The sequence below is a fragment of the Streptomyces sp. Je 1-79 genome (genome assembly GCF_025195125.1).
Classification (GTDB): domain Bacteria; phylum Actinomycetota; class Actinomycetes; order Streptomycetales; family Streptomycetaceae; genus Streptomyces.
The window spans coordinates 25,720-44,067 of record NZ_JAMGSL010000021.1; the positions used below are offsets into that span (position 1 = coordinate 25,720).

17 protein-coding genes are annotated in these 18,348 nt (G+C 71.6%); 7 read left to right on the forward strand and 10 right to left on the reverse strand.

The window, feature by feature from the left end; translation table 11 throughout:
* The first annotated feature begins 57 nt into the window (after positions 1 to 57).
* Entirely contained in the window at positions 58 to 1,308 is a 1,251-nt protein-coding gene (locus tag M5362_RS31545; protein ID WP_374214558.1) for a CynX/NimT family MFS transporter, read from the forward strand.
* A gap of 46 nt (positions 1,309 to 1,354) precedes the next feature.
* On the opposite strand, the gene M5362_RS31550 is transcribed toward M5362_RS31545, so the two are convergent.
* The 4 genes from M5362_RS31550 to M5362_RS31565 are packed head-to-tail and all read right to left on the reverse strand — an operon-like array spanning position 1,355 to position 4,855.
* Positions 1,355 to 2,074 (reverse strand): ABC transporter permease, encoded by a 720-nt coding sequence (locus tag M5362_RS31550; RefSeq protein ID WP_260231298.1) that lies wholly within the window; start codon positions 2,072 to 2,074, stop codon positions 1,355 to 1,357.
* Between the two features lie 14 nt (positions 2,075 to 2,088).
* Positions 2,089 to 3,000, reverse strand: coding sequence for an ABC transporter ATP-binding protein (locus M5362_RS31555; protein ID WP_260231299.1), 912 nt, complete (start codon positions 2,998 to 3,000; stop codon positions 2,089 to 2,091).
* Positions 2,997 to 3,893: an ABC transporter permease gene (locus M5362_RS31560; protein WP_260231300.1), complete on the reverse strand. Its 897-nt coding sequence runs from the start codon at positions 3,891 to 3,893 to the stop codon at positions 2,997 to 2,999. Before M5362_RS31560 ends, M5362_RS31555 begins: the two co-directional genes overlap by 4 nt.
* A complete protein-coding gene (locus tag M5362_RS31565; RefSeq protein WP_260231354.1) occupies positions 3,890 to 4,855 on the reverse strand; it encodes an ABC transporter ATP-binding protein in 966 nt (321 codons plus the stop codon). Before M5362_RS31565 ends, M5362_RS31560 begins: the two co-directional genes overlap by 4 nt.
* A gap of 249 nt (positions 4,856 to 5,104) precedes the next feature.
* On the opposite strand from M5362_RS31565, the gene M5362_RS31570 reads away from it, so the two are divergent.
* The 6 genes from M5362_RS31570 to M5362_RS31595 all read left to right on the forward strand — a co-directional run bounded on the left by M5362_RS31570 (position 5,105) and on the right by M5362_RS31595 (position 11,752).
* Positions 5,105 to 5,956, forward strand: a complete 852-nt coding sequence (locus M5362_RS31570) for a M24 family metallopeptidase (protein WP_260231301.1) — start codon at positions 5,105 to 5,107, stop codon at positions 5,954 to 5,956.
* Positions 5,953 to 7,755 carry an SDR family oxidoreductase gene (locus M5362_RS31575; RefSeq protein ID WP_260231303.1) on the forward strand — a complete coding sequence of 601 codons (1,803 nt, stop codon included), beginning with the start codon at positions 5,953 to 5,955 and terminating at the stop codon, positions 7,753 to 7,755. Before M5362_RS31570 ends, M5362_RS31575 begins: the two co-directional genes overlap by 4 nt.
* A 178-nt stretch (positions 7,756 to 7,933) precedes the next feature.
* Positions 7,934 to 8,914: a MerR family transcriptional regulator gene (locus M5362_RS31580; RefSeq protein WP_374214559.1), complete on the forward strand. Its 981-nt coding sequence runs from the start codon at positions 7,934 to 7,936 to the stop codon at positions 8,912 to 8,914.
* 131 nt (positions 8,915 to 9,045) lie between these two features.
* Complete coding sequence (locus M5362_RS31585; RefSeq protein WP_260231356.1) at positions 9,046 to 9,594, forward strand: RNA 2'-phosphotransferase; 549 nt, start codon at positions 9,046 to 9,048, stop codon at positions 9,592 to 9,594.
* Positions 9,595 to 9,633: 39 nt separating this feature from the next.
* Positions 9,634 to 10,086, forward strand: a complete 453-nt coding sequence (locus M5362_RS31590; RefSeq protein WP_260231306.1) for a hypothetical protein — start codon at positions 9,634 to 9,636, stop codon at positions 10,084 to 10,086.
* A gap of 88 nt (positions 10,087 to 10,174) precedes the next feature.
* A complete protein-coding gene (locus M5362_RS31595) occupies positions 10,175 to 11,752 on the forward strand; it encodes an aldehyde dehydrogenase family protein (protein ID WP_260231307.1) in 1,578 nt (525 codons plus the stop codon).
* 72 nt (positions 11,753 to 11,824) lie between these two features.
* Here the strand turns inward: M5362_RS31595 and M5362_RS31600 are convergent, their stop codons facing one another.
* The 6 genes from M5362_RS31600 to M5362_RS31625 are packed head-to-tail and all read right to left on the reverse strand — an operon-like array spanning position 11,825 to position 18,326.
* Entirely contained in the window at positions 11,825 to 14,137 is a 2,313-nt protein-coding gene (locus tag M5362_RS31600) for a M28 family peptidase (RefSeq protein WP_260231357.1), read from the reverse strand.
* Between the two features lie 25 nt (positions 14,138 to 14,162).
* A complete protein-coding gene (locus M5362_RS31605; protein WP_260231308.1) occupies positions 14,163 to 15,029 on the reverse strand; it encodes an alpha/beta fold hydrolase in 867 nt (288 codons plus the stop codon).
* A gap of 2 nt (positions 15,030 to 15,031) precedes the next feature.
* Positions 15,032 to 15,757 (reverse strand): thioesterase II family protein, encoded by a 726-nt coding sequence (locus M5362_RS31610; protein WP_260231309.1) that lies wholly within the window; start codon positions 15,755 to 15,757, stop codon positions 15,032 to 15,034.
* Between the two features lie 9 nt (positions 15,758 to 15,766).
* A complete protein-coding gene (locus M5362_RS31615) occupies positions 15,767 to 15,958 on the reverse strand; it encodes an MbtH family protein (protein WP_260231310.1) in 192 nt (63 codons plus the stop codon).
* On the reverse strand, positions 15,955 to 17,274 hold the full coding sequence (locus tag M5362_RS31620; protein WP_260231311.1) for an MFS transporter: 1,320 nt from the start codon (positions 17,272 to 17,274) through the stop codon (positions 15,955 to 15,957). The genes M5362_RS31615 and M5362_RS31620 overlap by 4 nt, the downstream gene beginning before the upstream one ends.
* A 2-nt stretch (positions 17,275 to 17,276) precedes the next feature.
* The gene (locus M5362_RS31625; RefSeq protein ID WP_260231312.1) at positions 17,277 to 18,326 is read right to left on the reverse strand and encodes a cupin-like domain-containing protein; all 1,050 of its coding nucleotides are present in this window, start codon (positions 18,324 to 18,326) and stop codon (positions 17,277 to 17,279) included.
* Between the last annotated feature and the right edge of the window lie 22 nt (positions 18,327 to 18,348).

Sequence of the window (18,348 nt, forward strand, 5' to 3'; positions counted from 1 at the left end):
GCGGGGGCGGAGTCCACGGGGCCGGTGCTCGACGCACGGGGCGGGTCCACGGGGCCGGTGCTCGATGCGGGGGCGGAGGTTCTGCCCGGCGCGCGAGGGGGCGTGGGGCGGCGCGTGGCGCTCGCGCACCCGCTGCTGCTCATGGCCGCCATCGTGCTGGCCTCGCTCAACATGCGGGCGGCGCTGGCGAGCGTGGCCCCGCTGGTGGGTGAGATCGCGGCGCACTACGGCCTGTCGTCGACGGCCAGTTCGCTGGTGACGTCGGTGCCCGTGCTCTTCCTCGGGGCGGGCGCGCTGGTCGCGCCGTGGCTGGGGCGGCGCTTCGGCGTCGAGCCGGTGCTGTTCGCGGCGCTGGTGCTGCTCGGGGCGGGCATCCTCGTGCGGGTCCTGCCGTCGGTGTACGCGCTGTACGGCGGCGGTGTCCTGGTCGGCACGGCGATCGCCCTGCTCAACGTGTTGATGCCGGGCCTGATCAAGCGGGACTTCCCGGACCGGGCCGCGTCGATGACCTCGCTCTACACGGGCGCGATGATCGCGGGCGCGACGGTGGTCGCGGCGGCGTCCGTGCCGCTGGAGGAGGCCTTCGGCGGGAGCTGGGAGGCGTCCCTCGCCTTCTGGTCGCTGCTGGCGGCGGTCGCCGCGCTGGCCTGGCTGCCGCAGGTACTGCTCACCAGGGCCCGTACGACGAACGGGAGCCGTTCCGCGCCCGAGGCACGGGCCGCTTCCGGAGCGCCCGCGCGCGGTGTCTGGCGTTCGGCGCTCGCCTGGCAGGTGACCCTCTTCATGGGCCTGCAGTCCCTCTGGACGTACGTCCTGATCGCCTGGATGCCGACGATCTTCACGGACCACGGCATGAGCCGCTCGACGGCCGGCGTGATGTTCGCCTTCAACACCCTGACCCAGGTGGCGGGCGCCTTCGCGGTGCCGCTGCTCGCGGGCCGGATGCGGAGCCAGCGCCCGCTGGTCGTCCTCGTCACGGCGCTGGTCGCGGCGGGTTACGCCGGGCTGCTGGTCGCGCCCGTGGAGGGTGCCTGGCTGTGGTCCGCGCTCCTCGGCGTCGGACAGGGCGGGGCGGTCGGCCTCGCCCTCACCCTGATCGTGCTGCGGGCGGGCGACGCGGTGACCGCGTCCCGGCTCTCCGGGATGGCCCAGACCGTCGGTTATCTGATGGCGGCGGCCGGACCGCTGACCGCCGGGGCGGTCCACCAGGCGACCGGCTCGTGGACGGTGCCGATCGTCCTGGTGCTGTGCGTCTGCGCGGCCGCCCTGGTGGTGGGACTGCTCGCCGCCAGGGACCGCAAGGTGTGAAACGCCGGAGGCCCCCGCAAGGGGGGCCTCGGTGCTCGTCGAGCGGTTACTCCTCGCCCGCCAGCTTCAGCGTCCGCAGCTTCTGGCCCGCGTACCAGGTCGCGAGGACCGTCACGCCGACCAGCAGCGCCACCGCCGTCGGCAGGCCGACGTCCGAGGTGACCAGGCCCTCGCCGCTGACCTTCTGGGCGACCGCGAGCGCCCACTGCTGCACGCTGAGCGTCTTCGCGCCGGAGATCAGCGAGCCGAACAGGGCCTCCCAGACCAGCGCGTAGACCAGGCCGATGACCACGGCGTGGCGGCTGACCGTGCCGAGCAGCAGGAACAGCGCGCTGTACGCGATGGAGGCGACCAGCGCCGCGACGGTGTAGGCGACCGCCACCTGCTGCCCGTTGCCGTTGAGGATCATGCCGGCGAGGAAGGTCGGCACCGCGGAGAAGACCATCGTCACCGCGATCGCGACGATCAGCTTGGTGAAGATGATCGAGGGCCGCTTCACCGGCTTGGACAGCAGATAGACGATCGAACCGTCGTCGATCTCCGGGCCGATCGCGCCCGTTCCGGCGATGACGCCGATCAGCGGCACCATCGTGGCGAGCGCGAATCCGCCGAGGACGTCGGCGGCGACCTGGTCGTCTGCGCCGTTGAACGCCCGTACCGCGGCGGCGATCACCAGCAGGAGGGCGGGCAGTGCGAAGAGGATCAGCGCCCGCCGGCGGCCGAGCAGGGCCCGGTAGGTGAGCCGGGCGACTGTGGGGTTGTACATCGGTCAGGCTCCTTTCAGGCCGCTACGAGGTACGAGAAGACCGATTCGAGGGACTCGTCCGACGGCGAGACCGTCAGCAGCCGGATCCCCCGCGCCCGGGCGACCCGGGGCAGCAGCTCCGTGAAGCGGCCGAAGTCCACCGCCTGGATGCGCAGGGCGCCTTCGGCGAGGTCGACCTCGATGCCGGCCGTGGACGGGTCGGCGATGAGCGCGGCTGCGAGCCCCCGGTCGTCGCTGGACCGTACGAGATAGCGGTGCGGCCGGTCCGTCATCAGCCGGCGGATCTTGCGGAAGTCGCCGGAGGCGGCGTGGCGCCCGGCCACGATCACCTCGATGTGCGAGGCGAGCTGCTCGACCTCCTCCAGGATGTGCGAGGAGAAGAGCACCGTGCGGCCCGCGGAGCCCATCCGGCGCAGCAGGTCCATCAGCTGCATGCGCTGGCGCGGGTCCATGCCGTTGAACGGTTCGTCGAGCAGGAGCACGGACGGGTCGTGGACGAGGGCGGAGGCCATCTTCACGCGCTGCCGCATGCCCTTGCTGTACGTGGCGATCTTGCGGTCCTGCGCGTACTCCATCTCGACGGTGGCCAGCGCGTGCTGGGCCTCCTTGTCGCCGAGGCCGTGCAGCTCCGCGTTGGCGACGACGAATTCGCGCCCGGTGAGGAAGTCGTACATCGCCTCCCGCTCGGGCACGACGCCGATCTGCCGGTAGACGGACTCGTTGCGCCAGATCGCCTCGCCGTCGAGGGTGACCGTGCCGGTCGAGGGGGCGAGGAAGCCGCCCATCATGTTGATGAGGGTGGACTTTCCGGCGCCGTTGGGGCCGAGGAGACCGGTGACGCCCGGGCCGATGGTCATGGTGACGTCGTTGACGGCCACGACATTGCCGAACCAGCGCGAGGCGTGGTCGATGTTGAGCGTTGTCACAGCCCGACCTTTCGGTAGCGGCGCATCAGGACCCCGTACGAGCCGGCGATGAGCGCGAGGACGACCAGCAGGTACACGACGCCGACTCCGGCGCCCGGTCCCGCGCCTTCCCCTCCGGGGAAGGAGGTGGCGGCACCGAGGAAGGCGGTCTGCACCCCGTCGATGAGCGTGATCGGCGAGAACAGGCCCATCCACTGGATGGCGTCGATGTTGTCCGTGCCGTAGGCGATGCCCTGGAGCGTGGAGACCGCGCCGTAGGAGATCACCAGCGTCGCGATGACGGCGGCGACGCCGAAGCCGCGCCGCGGGGTGAGTGCCGCCATGACCAGGCCGATGCCGCCGAAGAGGAGCGAGAGCAGGGCCACGGAGACGAGCCCCTGGCCGAAGCCCGCGGCCTGGTCGGAGAAGTCCAGCTTCGCGAGCAGCGCGCCGACGAAGAGGATCACCAGCGGCGCGGCGGTCAGGACGAAGAGGGCCGAGGCCATCGCGCCGTACTTCGCGAGGACGTAGTCCACCCGCTCGATCGGGCGGGAGAAGTAGAGGGGGACCGTGCGGAACCTCAGGTCGCGCGAGACGGACTGAGGGGCCTGGGCGGCCAGGTAGATGCAGATCACCAGCTGGAGGTAGATCGCGTAGGCGGTGTAGTCCAGCGGCAGCTTGGACGCCTTGGTGACGACGGCCACCGCGACGATGATCAGAGCCGGCACGCACATGACGGCGAAGAGGATCATCGGCAGCACCTTGGACTTGGCGCTGCGGCCCAGTCCGTACGCGCCGCGCAGCGACTGCGAGAACAGGGCACGGCGCGCGTACGCGCGGCCGAGGCGCGGCCCGTCGTAGTTGCGGTAGCCGATGTTGTGGATCTGTGTGGTCTCGGGGGCCTGGGAGCTCATCGCGCCGGCACCTCCTCCTGCTGCTGCTGGGCGTCGGGGCGGAAGACCTCGGCGATGTGGTGGCGCCGCTGCTCCATCCGTACGAGACCGAGGCCGAGGTCGGCGACGGTGTCGCGGACGAGGTCGTACGTCTCCTCGCCCGCGGCCTCCACCAGGAGGATGTGGCCGGCGCCCGGCAGCCCGTCCTCGACACCCTCGTGGAGGGTGACGCCCGCCGCGGTGAGCGCGGCGCGCACGGCCTGGGAGCCGTCGGGGTGGGTGTCGGAGTCGGTGACCTCGACCGCGAGGGTCGTGGTGATCTGCGTGAAGTCGCTGGTGGAACTGGACCGCAGCAGCCGGCCGCCGTCGATGACGACGACGTGGTCGCAGGTCCGCTCCAGCTCGCCCAGGAGGTGGGAGGTGACGAGGACCGAGATGCCGAAGTCGGTCCAGACCCGGCGGATCAGGCCGAGCATCTCGTCGCGGCCGACCGGGTCCAGGCCGTTGGTCGGCTCGTCGAGGAGGACCAGCTGCGGGTCGTGGACCAGCGCCTGGGCCAGCTTCACCCGCTGCTTCATGCCGGTCGAGTAGCCGCCGATGGGGCGGTACCGCTCCTCGTACAGACCGACGTGGCGCAGGGTGTCGGCCGTCCGCTCGCGGGCCGCGGTGGCGGGCAGGCCCGACATCCGCGCCATGTGGACGACGAGCTCGGTGGCCGAGACGTCCGGCGGGAGGCAGTCGTGCTCGGGCATGTATCCCACGCGCTCACGGATCTGGGCGCCGGAGGTGGCGACGTCCAGGCCGAGCACTTCGGCGCGGCCCTCCGTGGCGGGGGACAGTCCGAGCAGGATTTTGATCATCGTGGACTTACCGGCTCCGTTGGCACCCACCAGTCCGGTCACACCGGGCCCGATGTCCAGGGAGAGCCGGTCGAGAGCGGTCACCCGGGGGAACCGCTTGCTGAGGCTTTCGGTGGCGATCACAGTCACGCTTCGACGGTAGTGGCGTGCACCACAGGAGTCGTCAGCCCAACGGCTCGATCCGTGTACGACTCCAGACGTACGGACCCGTAAGGGAGTCGAGACCAAAGTCGCTCGTCAGCCGATCACGCCCCCGAGTTTTCCACAGCCTGCCGCACACCCCTTGACGCAGCCGCCGGGCATTGTCACATTCATCAGTGTCAAGTTACGAACACGTAGCGCACACCTAGGTTCACGGGACGGACGGGTGGCATGACCTCAGCAGTGACGAGCGAACTGACCGCGGATCTGCGGGGGTTCCGGGAAGTGCAGCGTCTCTCCTACGCGTGCGCGGAGGCCGTCGCGGCGCAGCTCAGACCGGGGGTGACCGAGCGCGAGGCCGCGAAGATGCAGCGCGACTGGCTGTACGAGCGGGGCGTGCGGGACTGGTTCCACCGGCCCTTCGCCTGGTTCGGCGACCGCACCGCCTTCGTCGGCTTCAGGATCCCGCTCCAGTTCTTCCCCACGAACCGGCGCCTGGAGGCGGGGATGCCGTTCATCCTCGACATGGCCCCCGTGTACAAGGGCTACACCTCGGACATCGGCTATTCGGGCTGCCTGGGCCTCAACCCGGTCCACGACAAGCTGCTCGCCGACCTCCGGGCCCACCGGGAACTGATCCTGACCGAAGTGCGCGAGCGCCGCTCGCTGCGGGAGATCTACGAGAACGTGGACCGGCTCATGGTCCGCCAGGGGTACGCCAACCGGCACCGCGCGTATCCCTTCGGCGTGATCGCCCACAAGATCGACCGGGTCAGGGAGCGCCGCTGGTCCCCCACCCTCTTCGGCTTCGGGACCCAGTCGCTCAAGGGCCTGGCGAGCGACGCGATCCACGGCCACCGCGACGGCTGGTCGCCGCTCTGGTCGCCGTACACGTTCTCCGACCACCCGCCCCAACCGGGGTTGTGGGCGGTCGAGCCGCACCTCGGATTCCGAGGTACGGGAGCGAAGTTCGAGGAGATCCTCGTGGTCACCGACTCCAAGGACCCCGAGCAGAGCGCTTTCTGGCTGGACGACGACCTGCCGCACGTGCGGCGCTGGAACGAAGAGGGGGCGGCGGGATGACGGCGGGACCGAGCGGCACGACGGCAGGGTTGCAGGGGGCGCGCGAGCGCCGGGTCCGTACGGGCGGGATCGAGCTGTGCGTCGCCGAGCTGGGCGACGCCGGCCGGCCGACCGTCCTGCTCGTGCACGGCTACCCGGACTCCAAGGAGGTCTGGTCGGAGGTCGCGCACCGGCTCGCCGAGCGCTTCCACGTGGTGCTGTACGACGTCCGGGGCCACGGACGGTCCACGGCGCCGGCACCGCTGCGGGGCGGGTTCACCCTGGAGAAGCTGACGGACGACTTCCTGGCCGTCGCCGACGCGGTGAGCCCGGACCGGCCCGTGCACCTGGTCGGGCACGACTGGGGCTCGGTGCAGGGCTGGGAGTTCGCGACCGTCCCCCGCACCGAGGGCCGCATCGCCTCCTTCACCTCGATGTCCGGCCCGTCCCTGGACCACTTCGGGCACTGGATCAAGAAGCGCATGACCCGGCCCACCCCGCGCAGGGTCGGCCAGCTCCTGGGCCAGGGCGCCAAGTCCTGGTACGTGTACATGCTGCACACCCCCGTGCTGCCCGAGCTCGCCTGGCGCGGCCCACTCGGCAAGCGGTGGCCCAGGCTCCTGGAGCGGATCGAGAAGGTCCCGGCCGGCGACTATCCGACGCCCTCGCTGCCCCAGGACGCCGCGCACGGCGCCTGGCTCTACCGGGACAACGTCCGCCCCCGGCTGAGCCGTCCGCGCGCCGACGCCTACGCCCACGTGCCGGTGCAGCTGATCACGCCCACCGGCGACGCGTTCCTGTCCGAGCGGCTCTACGACGACCTCGCCGGCTGGGTCCCCGACCTGACCCGGCGCTCCCTGCCCGCAAAGCACTGGGTCCCCCGCACCCGTCCCGACCAACTGGCCGCCTGGATCACCGATTTCGTCCGGGCGAACGAGGACCCGGCCACCAAGGCACCGAGCACGGCGGCGAAGAGCACGGCCGACCCCGTGTACGCCGAGCGGTTCGGCGGCCGGCTGGTCCTGGTCACCGGCGCGGCCAGCGGCATCGGTCGCGCCACCGCCTTCGCGTTCGCCGAGGCCGGCGCGCGGATCGTCGCCGTCGACCGGGACGGCGTGGGCGCGGAGCGTACGGCGGAGATGGCCCGGCTGATCGGCGCCCCCGAGGCCCGGGGCGAGACCGTCGACGTCAGCGACGAGCAGGCGATGGAGAAGCTCGCGGCGAAGGTGGCGAGCGAGTACGGAGTCGTCGACGTCCTCGTCAACAACGCGGGGATAGGTCTCTCGGGCTCGTTCTTCGCGACGACCGGCGAGGACTGGAAGAAGGTCCTCGACGTCAACCTCTGGGGTGTCATCCACGGCTGCCGGATCTTCGGCGGCCAGATGGTCGAGCGCGGCCAGGGCGGCCACATCGTCAACACCGCCTCCGCCGCGGCCTTCCAGCCCTCCCGCGCGCTGCCGGCGTACAGCACGTCCAAGGCGGCCGTGCTGATGCTGAGCGAGTGCCTGCGCGCCGAGCTGGCGGACCAGGGCATCGGGGTCTCGGCGATATGCCCCGGAATCGTGAACACGAACATCACGGCGACGGCCCGGTTCGCCGGGGTGGGCGAGGAGGAGCAGAAGCGACGGCAGAAGAAGGCCTCCCGGCTCTACGGTCTGCGCAACTATCCGCCGGAGAAGGTCGCGGACGCGATCCTGCGCGCCGTGGTGCGCGATCAGGCGGTCGTCCCGGTGACCCCGGAGGCGCGCGGCGCGCACTTCCTGTCGCGGTTCGCCCCGAGGGCGCTGCGGGCGATAGCCCGGCTGAAGCCGCCGGCGTGAGGGGCCGTACGGCCGCCTGAACGCCGGGACGAGCGGGGGCCCGGCCGGGCGGGCGGCGGACGGCCGCCCTGGAGCGGGCCGCCGGTCGTGCCCCGTCCCTGTCGGCGGCCGTACCATCCCTCGCGGGAGGGCTCCCCGCGCAGGACCGCGATCGGGTGGCAGGAGCGAGCGGGTGGGAGTGGCTTTGTCGGAGCAGTCAGTACAGGGGGCGCCCTCGGCGCAGACGTCCCCGGTGGAGTACCGGATCGAGGATCTGGCCCACCACAGCGGTGCCACGGTACGGACGATCCGCGCCTACCAGGACCGGGGCCTGCTGCCCCGCCCGGAGCGCAGGGGCAGGTCCAACGTGTACGGGGACACACATCTGGCGCGGCTGCGGCAGATCGCGGACCTGCTCGACCGCGGGTACACGCTGGCCTCGATCAAGGAGCTGCTGGAGGCCTGGGACGCGGGGCGGGGCCTCGGCGGGGTCCTGGGGCTGGTCGCCGAGGTGGACGGGCCGTGGACGGACGAGGAGGCGGACCGGATCTCCCGGGCGGATCTGGACGCGGCGTTCGGGGGCAAGCCCGACGAGGACGCGATCCGGGAGGCGATCGAGCTCGGTGTCCTGGAGCGGATCCCGGACCGGGAGGACGAGTTCCTCGTTCCGAGCCCCCAGGAGCTGTCCGTGGCCGCGGAGTTGTACGAGGCGGGTGTCCCGCTCTCGGCCATCTCCGGGCACCTGAGGGAACTTCGCGTCCAGGTCGAGCACATCGCCTCGCGTTTCCTGGAGTTCACGACCGAGCATGTCTTCGCGCGCTATCTGGAGCACCGACCGCCGACGGACGCCGACGCGGCCGAGGCGGCGGCGATGGTTCGCAGGCTGAGGCCGCTCGCCCAGCAGACCGTGGACGCCGAACTGGCGCGTGCGATGCGCCTGTTCGCCACCCGGCACCTCCAGCACCATCTGTCCGCCGGACCGCAGCCGGTCCCCGACGACGAGGCGCGTCCCGTCAGCCTTCCTTCGGGGACGATTCGGGCCGTGCAGGGGCTGGTTGGCGCCGAGAACGTGGCGGCGTTCGTCACCGCGGCCGCCGAACGCGAAGTACAGACAAGGACATTGGATGCACTGGCCTCAAATCACCATGAAGAGAGCGGAGTAGACCAAATGGGTCGATAAATCACGCGAGTTGTCCACAGAATCGCCAATTCCCCTGTGGATAAATCAAGTTCGCTGTGGATCAAACATCCGGAGGGAATTCATTGGTCGTCCGATCCGCCCTCCGGCATGCTGGCGCCATGAACAGACCGATGGACGAGAGACGCACCGTGAAGGTGTCGAAGTACCTCTCGAAGCATCTTCGGCACCAGCCCGAGCGGATCGGACTGGTCCTCGACGCGAACGGCTGGACCGAGATCGACGCGCTCCTGGGCGCGGCGGCCGAGCACGGCTTCCCGATCACCCGCGCCGAGCTGGACCATGTCGTCGCCTCCAACGACAAGAAGCGCTTCGCGGTCGAGGGATCGCGGATCCGCGCCAGCCAGGGCCACACCGTCGAGGTGGACCTCGGCCTGCCGGCCGCGGAGCCGCCCGCGTACCTCTACCACGGTACGGTCGCCGCCCGGCTGGACGCCATCCGGGCGGAGGGCCTGCGGCCCATGGCCCGCCACCACGTCCACCTCTCCCCCGACCGGGAGACCGCGACCCGGGTCGGAGCCCGCCGGGGCCGCCCGGTGGTCCTGAGCGTGGACGCCGGCGCGATGCACCGGGCCGGCCATGTCTTCCACGTCAGCGCCAACGGTGTCTGGCTGGCCGACGCCGTCCCCCCGGAGTTCCTCCGCTTCCCCGGAAACGGCTGAACCGCCCGGAGCGGCCCGCGCCAGGGCATGATCGTTCCCATGACGCATCCTCATCTTCCGACCACCGAGTCGGCCGTCACCGCGATCCGCGAGATCGCCCGGGAGTACGACCTGGAGATGACGGTCACCGACGACATCGGTGCCGACCAGACCTCCCGGCGGACCTCCGCGGGCGCCTTCGCCGTCCTCGACCCGGACGGCTCGCTCCCGCACGAGGCCTTCGTCGAGCTCGGCGGTGCCCCGGCGGTCACCGTCCAGATCTTCCCCGAGGACGACGCGAGGATCCGTGTCGACGGCGTGGACTTCGAGGACATCCCCCGCGACTCCGTCCCGGCCTTCGTCCGCTCGGTCCACGGCGGACTGGCGTATGTGAAGGGCAGGTTCTTCCCGCCCGGCTGGTGGCTGGTCGTGCCCCTGCCCGGGGACGAGACGTACAAGGAGCTCGTCCTGGACGACACCCTCACCCCGTGGCTGAGCCGACGGGTCCGCTGACGGTCCGCTTCCGCTTTCGCACCCCGGATCCGCGCACGTCAACGGGCTATACTCGCGCCCGCATTCGACATGGTGAGAGGAATTCCAGGTGGCGGCTCCGACTGCGCTGAACTCGGTGATCGACGGCAAGGAGACCCCCGGAAGCGGTGTCACCTATATCTCCCGAAACCCGGCACGCCTGAGCGACGTGGTCGCCGAGGTCGAGCTGGCCGACGCGGGACAGATGCGGGACGCCTGCGCGGCGGCACGGCGGGCACAGCGCGAGTGGGCGCGGGTGCCGGCCCCGGTGCGCGGCCAGGTCGTGGGGGCCTTCGGGCGCCTCGTACAGGCGAACAAGGAAGGCCTCGCCCGGCTGATCACCCGCGAGGTGGGCAAGACGTACGCCGAGGCGCTCGGCGAGGTCCAGGAGATCATCGACACCTGCGACTTCTTCCTCGGTGAGGGCCGGCGTCTCTACGGGCACACGGTCCCGTCCGAGATGCCCGACAAGCAGCTGTTCACCTACCGCATGCCGGTCGGTGTGGCGGTCATCGTGACCGCGGGGAACTTCCCGGTGGCGGTTCCGTCCTGGTACTTCGCCCCGGCGCTGCTGTGCGGCAACGCGGTGGTGTGGAAGCCCGCCGAGTACGCCGCGGCGACCGCGCGCGCCCTGGCCGAGCTCGCCTGGCGGGCGGGCGTGCCGGCCGGTGTCCTCAACCTGGTCTACGCCGACGGCGAGACGACGTTCGGGGGCCTGGAGGCCGCGCTGGGCGAGGGCCTGGTGGACAAGGTCGGCTTCACCGGTTCGACCCTGGTCGGCCGGAAGATCGGCGAGCTGTGCGGCCGTCACCTCCAGACGCCGTGCCTGGAGCTCGGTGGCAAGAACCCGATGGTCGTCGCGCCCGACGCCGATCTCGACCTGGCCGTGCAGGCCGCGCTCTTCTCCGGCTACGGCACGGCGGGCCAGCGCTGCACCTCGCTGGGGACCGTCATCGCGCACGAGGACGTGCACGCCGAGTTCGTGCGCCGGTTCGCCGAGGCGGTGCGGACCGCGCCGGTGGGCGAACCGTCCGAGGGCGTCGTCTACGGGCCCCTGCTGGACGAGAAGTTCGCCCGCTCCTACGAGTCCGCGCTGGGCTGGATCGAAAGCCACCACACGGTCCTGGGTTCGAGCGCCGTCGGCAGGATCACGGCCGACGCGCCCCGGGAGGGCTTCGTCGGCGACCCGTCGGACGGCCTGTACTACCACCCGGTGCTGGTGGACGGGGTCCGGTCCACGGACCGGATCTTCCTGGAGGAGACCTTCGGGCCGATCGTCGGGGTCACCACGTACCGGACGCTCGACGAGGCGATCGAGCTGGCCAACGCCTCGGGTTACGGCCTCTCCGCCGCCGTCTGGACCAGCGACCCGGCCACCGCGTTCCGGTTCCGGGAGGGCGTCGGGGCCGGCATGGTCAGCGTGAACAACTCCACCTCGGGCGCGGAGGCCCACCTGCCGTTCGGCGGGAACGGCAAGTCCGGCAACGGCAGCCGCCAGTCCGGTGTGTGGGTGCTCGACCAGTTCACCCGCTGGCAGTCGATGAACTGGGACTTCTCCGGTTCGCTGCAGAAGGCCCAGATGGACGTGGCGACCGTCGAGGCCGACCTGGACTACCGCCTGCCGGAGGCGTGGACCGAGGGCGTCTGACACGGCAGGTGGGGCCGGGGGTGATGGTCGTACGACCACCGCCCCCGGCCCCACCGCCGTACCGGGCCCGTGTCAGGAACGGGGATCCGCGTAGGTGCGCGTGACGAGCGTCCTCGCGTGCCCCACCGTCCACTCCGGCAGCGCCGCCAGCGCCTTCTCGGCGTCCTCGCCGGTCCGCAGGAACACCTGGTCGACCTGGATCTCGACGGGGCCCGAGCGGTCGACCGTCACCGTGTGGCCGTCGAAGCGGCCGACGACGTCGACCACCGCCTCGCCGCCCTCGAAGGGCCGGCCGCCGACGGAGAGGCCGGGGCCCGTCACCGTGATCCTGACCAGCTCCGCACGGTTGGCGCCGACGGTGATCCGCACGGGTGCGGTCGTGCCGGCGGTGTCGAAGGAGACGGTCCCCTCCGGTACGGGCACCTTCCGCGCGGCGAGCGCGCCGTCGCGGACCCGCAGCCCGGTGTCGCCCGCCACCTGGTCGACGATGCCCAGCTTCTCGGGCGTGAGGTAGTCGCGGCCCTCCAGCACGATCCGCGGGTCCTTGCCGTCGGTCTGCTCCTGGAAGAGGCTGACCAGCTTGGGGTGCGCGCTGTCGTACGGCGGGACGAGACCGACGGCCAGCAGCCCGCAGGCGGTGTAGGCCACCAGGGCGAGGCCGGTCCGGCGCGGCGGGCGGCCCGCGTGGACGGCGAACGGCGCGAGGATCAGCGCCAGCGGGACGGCGACCAGGGTGCAGGCCACGGCGACGACCGCGTCCATCGGGATGGCGGCCGGCAGCCGGCCCATCATCGGGACCGCCAGCTCGAACAGGTTCCGGGCGAACTGGGCGATCAGCACGAACGACACGAACGCGCTCACCAGCAGCGGCACCGCCCGCCAGGGGCCCGGCAGCAGCAGGAACCCGCCGATCGACACGGCCAGCAGGGCGGAGGCGATCCACAGCAGATAGCCGGGCCCGACACCGAGCCAGGCGGTGAGGGCGCCCAGCAGGGCGACCGCCCACGCGTTGCCGAGAAGGGAGATGCGGGCCGCCGGCCGCCGGGTTCCCTCCGAGGTGCGGCGACGGCGCCTGCGCTCCAGGAGCAGCTGGGGCGCGAGCGCGCCGAGGACGACGAGGGGCAGGGTCACCCCGTACACCAGCCACGGATGCGCGAACCAGGAGTGCGGTCCTACGAGGGACTGTGCCGCGCCGAGCACGACGCCCGTGAGCACGGCCGCCGGGAGACCGAGCAGCGCGACGCCCGCGGTGGCGGCCACCCGGCCGGGCCGGACGCCCCAGACCCGGCAGGCCCGCCAGGTCAGTGCGGCCAGGGCCAGCAGCAGCGCGAGGGTGCCGGTCTCGGCCAGCAGCGGGTCGAGGGTCACCCACCAGCGCGACAGCACGTCGAAGTAGTACGGGGCGGGCTTCGGCTCTCCCAGATCGGCGGCCCCGGTCACGTCGGAGGCGAACCGGACGGTCAGGTCGGTCACCGCCTGCGCCGAACCGGAGCCGATCCCGGCGACCCGGTCGTTCGGCGTGTGGTAGCGGTAGCCGTCCTCGAAGAGGGCGTAGTCGAGCCCCGACCAGCCCTGGGCGCGCCACACCCGGCTGTCGGTGTCGGAGTTGATGAGGCCCGCCTGGAAGAGCCACTGGCCGAGGACCGAGCCGTAGGGCCGTGCGGTGTTGCCCGCCAGCTCGATCAGCCGGCCGTCGTCCTCGCCCGACTGGAACAGGATGGGCAGTCCGCCCGATCCGACGGCCTCCAGGTTCAGGAACCAGCGGACGTCCGCCGCCCACGGGTGCCGGGTGAAGGCGTCGGCGCCGGTGAGGCCGACCTCCTCGCCGCCGTTGAACAGGTAGATGACCGTGCGGTGGTGGTCCTGTCCGGCCAGCTGGCGGGCGGCCTGGAGCACCGCGCCGACGTTGATGCCGTCGTCGGCGGCGCCGGGGCCCTCCATCGCCGAGTCGACGTGGACGTTCACCAGCAGGGCGTCGTCCACGTCGCCGGGCTGGCGGGCGATCACGTTCTCGACGCCGTAGTCGACGGCGCGGTCGTGGAAGCGGTACGAGCCCGAGGCGCGCTGCCGTTCCACCTCCAGGCCCTCGATCGCCTTCAGGTCACGGGAGACGAGGTCGAGCGCGTCGGAGAGCTGCGGGCTCGCCGCGACCCGCGTGCCGAGGTCCTCCAGCTGCTGGGCGGTGGCCAGTGCGCCACGGCCGGCCTCCCGGTCGGGCGCCGGCCGGGTCGCCCCGTGCGCCAGCGAGAAGGAGACGGCCAGGAGCAGGACCAGGACCGCCCAGGTGCCCGCGAACCGCCTCGCACCGAGCCGGGAGGGCGTGGCGCCCGCCGGCGGCGGTACGGACGGAGGAGCGTCGACCGCACGCGGCCGGGACTTCAGCATGCTCACCGCATGACCCTTTCCATGGTTAGGCGGCCGTCTCCGGCGTCCGCTGCATCTCGCGCCACCACGTGCGCAGTTCGCGTACGACGGTGTCCTCGTGCTCCAGCGTGAGCGCGTGCGCGGCGTCGGGGACCCGGACGAGCCCGGCCCGCGGGCAGGCGCGCTCGATCTCCTCGGCCATGGCGCGCATGCCGGCGGTGTCCTCGTCGCCCACCAGCACGCGGACGGGGAGGTCGAGCTTCTCCAGCCGTTCGGCCGCGGGCTCGGCCTTCACGAAGTCCGGGGTGTCCTTCTGCTGCGTGTAGTTGAGGCGGAGCATGTCGGCGACCGCCTCCCGTACGGCGTCCCGCCCGGGCGCGGGTGCGCGGCCCGGTCCGTCGACGAAGAGCCGTACCTCGTGTGCGATGAGTTCCTCGACCGCCCGGGCGGTGTCGGCCGCCTCGGCGGTGTCCCAGGCCTCCTCGGCCGCCTCGACCGCCTCGAACAGCGGGCGCTCGGCGTCGGTGACCGGGGTGTCGTACCCGGAGATGTCGGGGGCGAGCAGGAACAGCCCGCGGACCCGCTCCGGATGGGCCAGCGCGAAGTCGATGGCCAGCCGCGCCCCTCGTGACTCGCCCACCAGGTAGGTGGACTCCAGTCCGTAGGCGTCCAGCACGTGTCCGAGGTCGTCGATGTCGGAGAACTCTCCGTCGAGCGTCGTGGTGGACTCACCGAAGCAGCGGCAGTCGTAGGAGATGCCGTACATCTCGTCCTCCAGCGCCCGCATCAGCGGTGTCCACATCTGTGAGTGGGCGATGCCGGAGTGGACCATGACGGCGGCGGGGCCGGCCGGTGCGCCGCTGACGGCGGTCCGGAGCGTGCCGCCGGGGACGGTGATCCTGCGCGTTTCCATGTTCATCCTTCGATTGACTGCCTATGGCTGTTGATCACGAATGTGGCGACGTCCTCGACGTGGCTCAGCAGGTACATGTGCCCGCCGGGCCACATCCGGGTCGGGCAGTCGCCCTGGGCCAGCTCCGCCCAGGCCGCGAGGGCCTCGGCGGGTACCTGGGCGTCCTCGGTGCCCCCGAGGGCGAAGACCCGGGCCGAGAGCTTCTCGCCCTCCCGGTACCGGTAGCCCATCGCCATGCCGTAGTCGGCGCGGATGCCGGGCATGACGAGTTCGAGGAGTTCGGGCTGCTGGAAGAACTCCGCCGGTGCCACCCCGTGGGAACGGAGGCTGGCGAGGATCTCGGCGTCCGTGGGCACGGACCTGGGGGGCAGTGTCTGGGGCGCCGGCATCCCGGACGCGACCAGAGCGCGGACCGGGAGCGAGCGCTTCTGGAGCCGGCGGGCCAGTTCGTAGGCGACCAGTGAGCCGAAGCTGTGCCCGAACAGGCTGGTCGGCCGCTCGTCCCCGCCGAGCTCGTCGAGCAGGGTGCCGACGAGCAGTTCCATGTCCTCGACGGGTGCTTCGAGCATCCGCTCCTCGCGTGCGGGGAGGTAGGGCGCCCACAGCTCCACCTCCGGGGGGAGCCACTTGGTCCAGCTCTCGTAGATCGACCCGTTGCCGCCCGCGTAGGGCAGGCAGACGATCCGGCTGGTTCCGTCACCGGCGCTGAGCCGTCTGAGCCACGTCATGACGGGTGGTCAGCCCCGCACGCAGCGCGGACGCATGTCGGTCCACAGCGTCTCGATGTGGTCGAGGCACTCGTCCTTGGTGCCGGTCGGCCCGTCGGCCTGCCAGCCGGCGGGCAGATCACGGTCGCTCCGCCAGATCGAGTACTGCTCCTGGTCGTTGACGACGACGACGTAGTCGGGCTCTGCGGTGGTCACAGTCATGGCGCTACCTCTTCGGCTTTCAGGATCGCGGGACGCGTGAGGGTGGGTTCGGGGGTTACGGGGGTGGTGGGTTCGGGGGTCACGGGTTCGGGGGGTGCGGAGAGCCGGCGGATGCGGCTCGCGAAGGCGACGCTGATCGCGATGCAGGAGAGCGCGATCACGGCCAGGGTCATGGAGCCGGAGGTCGCCTCCAGGGCGATGCCGGCCACCAGGACGGAGAGGGGTCTCAGGCTGAACGCGGCGACCTGCGCGGTCGTGGTCACGCGGCCGAGGAGTTCGTCCGGGGTGAGCCGCGCCCGCAGGGTGCTGTAGAGGATCGCGGAGAGCGACTCCCCGCCGCCCGCGAGCAGGACGACACCGAGGGCCAGCGGCAGCGACGCGGTGCCGCTCAGGACGAGCAGGGCGACGCTGCCGAGGACCGTGCCGGCGCACATGACCGCGACGGAGGCCTCCTTGATCCGCGAGGCGAGCACGGCGCCGGCGATCGCGCCGACGGCGTAGACCGCGATGATCGACCCCAGCACGCCGGGCGACCAGCCGAGGTCCTCGCGGATGAAGTACGTGGCGCAGATGATGATCGGCGACGTGAAGAAGGTGATCGCCGCCCAGTAGAGCAGCGCCGCCCGCAGCAGCCGGTGCCCGGCGATGAACCGGAACCCCTCCAGGACCTGCCGGCGCATCGGGGCGGGCGTCTGCTCCCGCGCGGTCTGCAGCGGGCGGCGGATCAGCATCAGGGTGAGTGCCGACACCGCGAAGGTGAGCGCGTCGACCCCCAGGGTGCCGGCGCCGCCGATGCCCGTCACCAGCACACCGGCGAGCGCCGGTCCGGCGATGTAGCCGAGGGCGTTGCCGATCGACAGCAGCGAGTTGGCCTCGCCGAGCCGTTCGCGGCCGACCAGCGACGGTACGCAGGACAGGCATGCCGCCTCGAAGACGGCGTACAGCGCGCCGACCGGCACGGCGATCGCGTACAGCACCGGCAGCATCGGCAGACCGAGCACCGCGGCCAGTGGCACCGCGGCGACCAGCAGGGCGCGCCCGACGTCCGACCAGAGCATCATCCGCCGCCGGTCGAAGCGGTCGGCCCAGGCGCCCGCGGGGACGCCCAGCAGCATCATGGGCAGCGCCGACAGCATGGCGATCAGACCCATGTGCAGTCCGGAGCCGGTGAGGGCCAGGACCAGCAGCGGCAGGGCGGTCTTGCTCAGCGCGTCGCCGAGTGCCGAGGCGCCCTGGCCGCCCGCGAACAGCAGGAAGTCGCGGTCCCGCAGCAGGTTCCGGCCCGCGGGGGTGGCCGTGCTCGCAGGTGTGGTCACCGTCAGGCCCAGTCGTCCCAGTCCTTGGCGCCGGTCACGTTGCGCAGACCGCCCTGGGACTTGAAGTACATCTGCGCCAGGTAGCGCTCGGGGATGCAGGTCAGCCAGCCGAGCGCGTTGTCCTCGCCGACGATCTGGTGGCTGTACGAGATCGAGGTGTCCATGGCCTCGATGGCGTGCCAGTAGCCGCTGGGGACGTACAGGGTCTCGCCCGGGTGCAGGACGGTCTCCTCCACGACCACGTCCTTGAAGCGCGGGTGGCGCGTCAGGTCGGGGCGGCGGTAGTCGACCTGGGCCATGCCGAACTGGCGGCGGAACGGGCGCGGGTAGAGCTTCTCGTGCTGGTCGGGGGAGACGAAGTAGCAGCGCTTGCGGCCGACGACCTGGCTCAGGTAGGCCGCGGTCTGCATGCCGTCGCTGTGGAAGGGGGTGACGGTGCCCTTGCTGCCGATGAACATGACGGCCGCGACCCGGGAGGAGACGGTGGCGCGCGGGGCGCCCTTGCCGCCGCCGCGGTTGAGGAAGGTCTTGGCGAGGTACAGCCCGAGCAGCTTGGCGGGGTTGGCCGTGCCGGTCTTCCAGTCGGCCTTGAAGCGGATGTCGGCCCAGTTCGGCGCCAGGTCCGGGAGGTCGTAGTCGTCGGCGAGCGCCGGGTGGTGCTCCACCATCCGGTGGACGGGGTAGGCCCGCAGGTAGTAGGCGCGGCCCTCGTCGGTGTTGTTCTCGATCTCGTCGAGAAGCTTGGACAGCTTCATCCCGCGGAAGCCGCCGACGTTGCCGAGGATCAGCTCGTTGTCGAGCCGCTGGAGGTTGGCGTGGATGTCCAGGTCGCCGAAGTGCTCGCGGAAGTAGTCCAGGCTCCAGCGCTCCATGGCCGGCCAGGAGTCCATCAGGCCGGTGATGACGGCGGGCTTGCGCTTGTAGACGTACTCGCGCTTGAACTCCTCGGGGTTGGGCGCGTGGATCCGGTCGATCGCGTCGGTCTTCACCGTGGCCTCGGGGAAGAACGTTCCGGCGACGGCCTCGTCCTGCTCGGGCGGGTTGATGGTCATGACGGGTCCTGTTCCTGTGTCC

Bases quoted from the DNA above. Each gene is read 5' to 3' on its own strand.
- M5362_RS31560 (WP_260231300.1), bottom strand. From the start codon at position 3,893: ATGAGCTCCCAGGCCCCCGAGACCACACAGATCCACAACATCGGCTAC.
- M5362_RS31585 (WP_260231356.1), top strand. From the start codon at position 9,046: ATGGACGAGAGACGCACCGTGAAGGTGTCGAAGTACCTCTCGAAGCAT.
- M5362_RS31610 (WP_260231309.1), bottom strand. From the start codon at position 15,757: ATGACGTGGCTCAGACGGCTCAGCGCCGGTGACGGAACCAGCCGGATC.
- M5362_RS31605 (WP_260231308.1), bottom strand. From the start codon at position 15,029: ATGGAAACGCGCAGGATCACCGTCCCCGGCGGCACGCTCCGGACCGCC.
- M5362_RS31590 (WP_260231306.1), top strand. From the start codon at position 9,634: ATGACGCATCCTCATCTTCCGACCACCGAGTCGGCCGTCACCGCGATC.
- M5362_RS31575 (WP_260231303.1), top strand. From the start codon at position 5,953: ATGACGGCGGGACCGAGCGGCACGACGGCAGGGTTGCAGGGGGCGCGC.
- M5362_RS31550 (WP_260231298.1), bottom strand. From the start codon at position 2,074: ATGTACAACCCCACAGTCGCCCGGCTCACCTACCGGGCCCTGCTCGGC.
- M5362_RS31625 (WP_260231312.1), bottom strand. From the start codon at position 18,326: ATGACCATCAACCCGCCCGAGCAGGACGAGGCCGTCGCCGGAACGTTC.
- M5362_RS31615 (WP_260231310.1), bottom strand. From the start codon at position 15,958: ATGACTGTGACCACCGCAGAGCCCGACTACGTCGTCGTCGTCAACGAC.
- M5362_RS31570 (WP_260231301.1), top strand. From the start codon at position 5,105: ATGACCTCAGCAGTGACGAGCGAACTGACCGCGGATCTGCGGGGGTTC.
- M5362_RS31600 (WP_260231357.1), bottom strand. From the start codon at position 14,137: ATGCTGAAGTCCCGGCCGCGTGCGGTCGACGCTCCTCCGTCCGTACCG.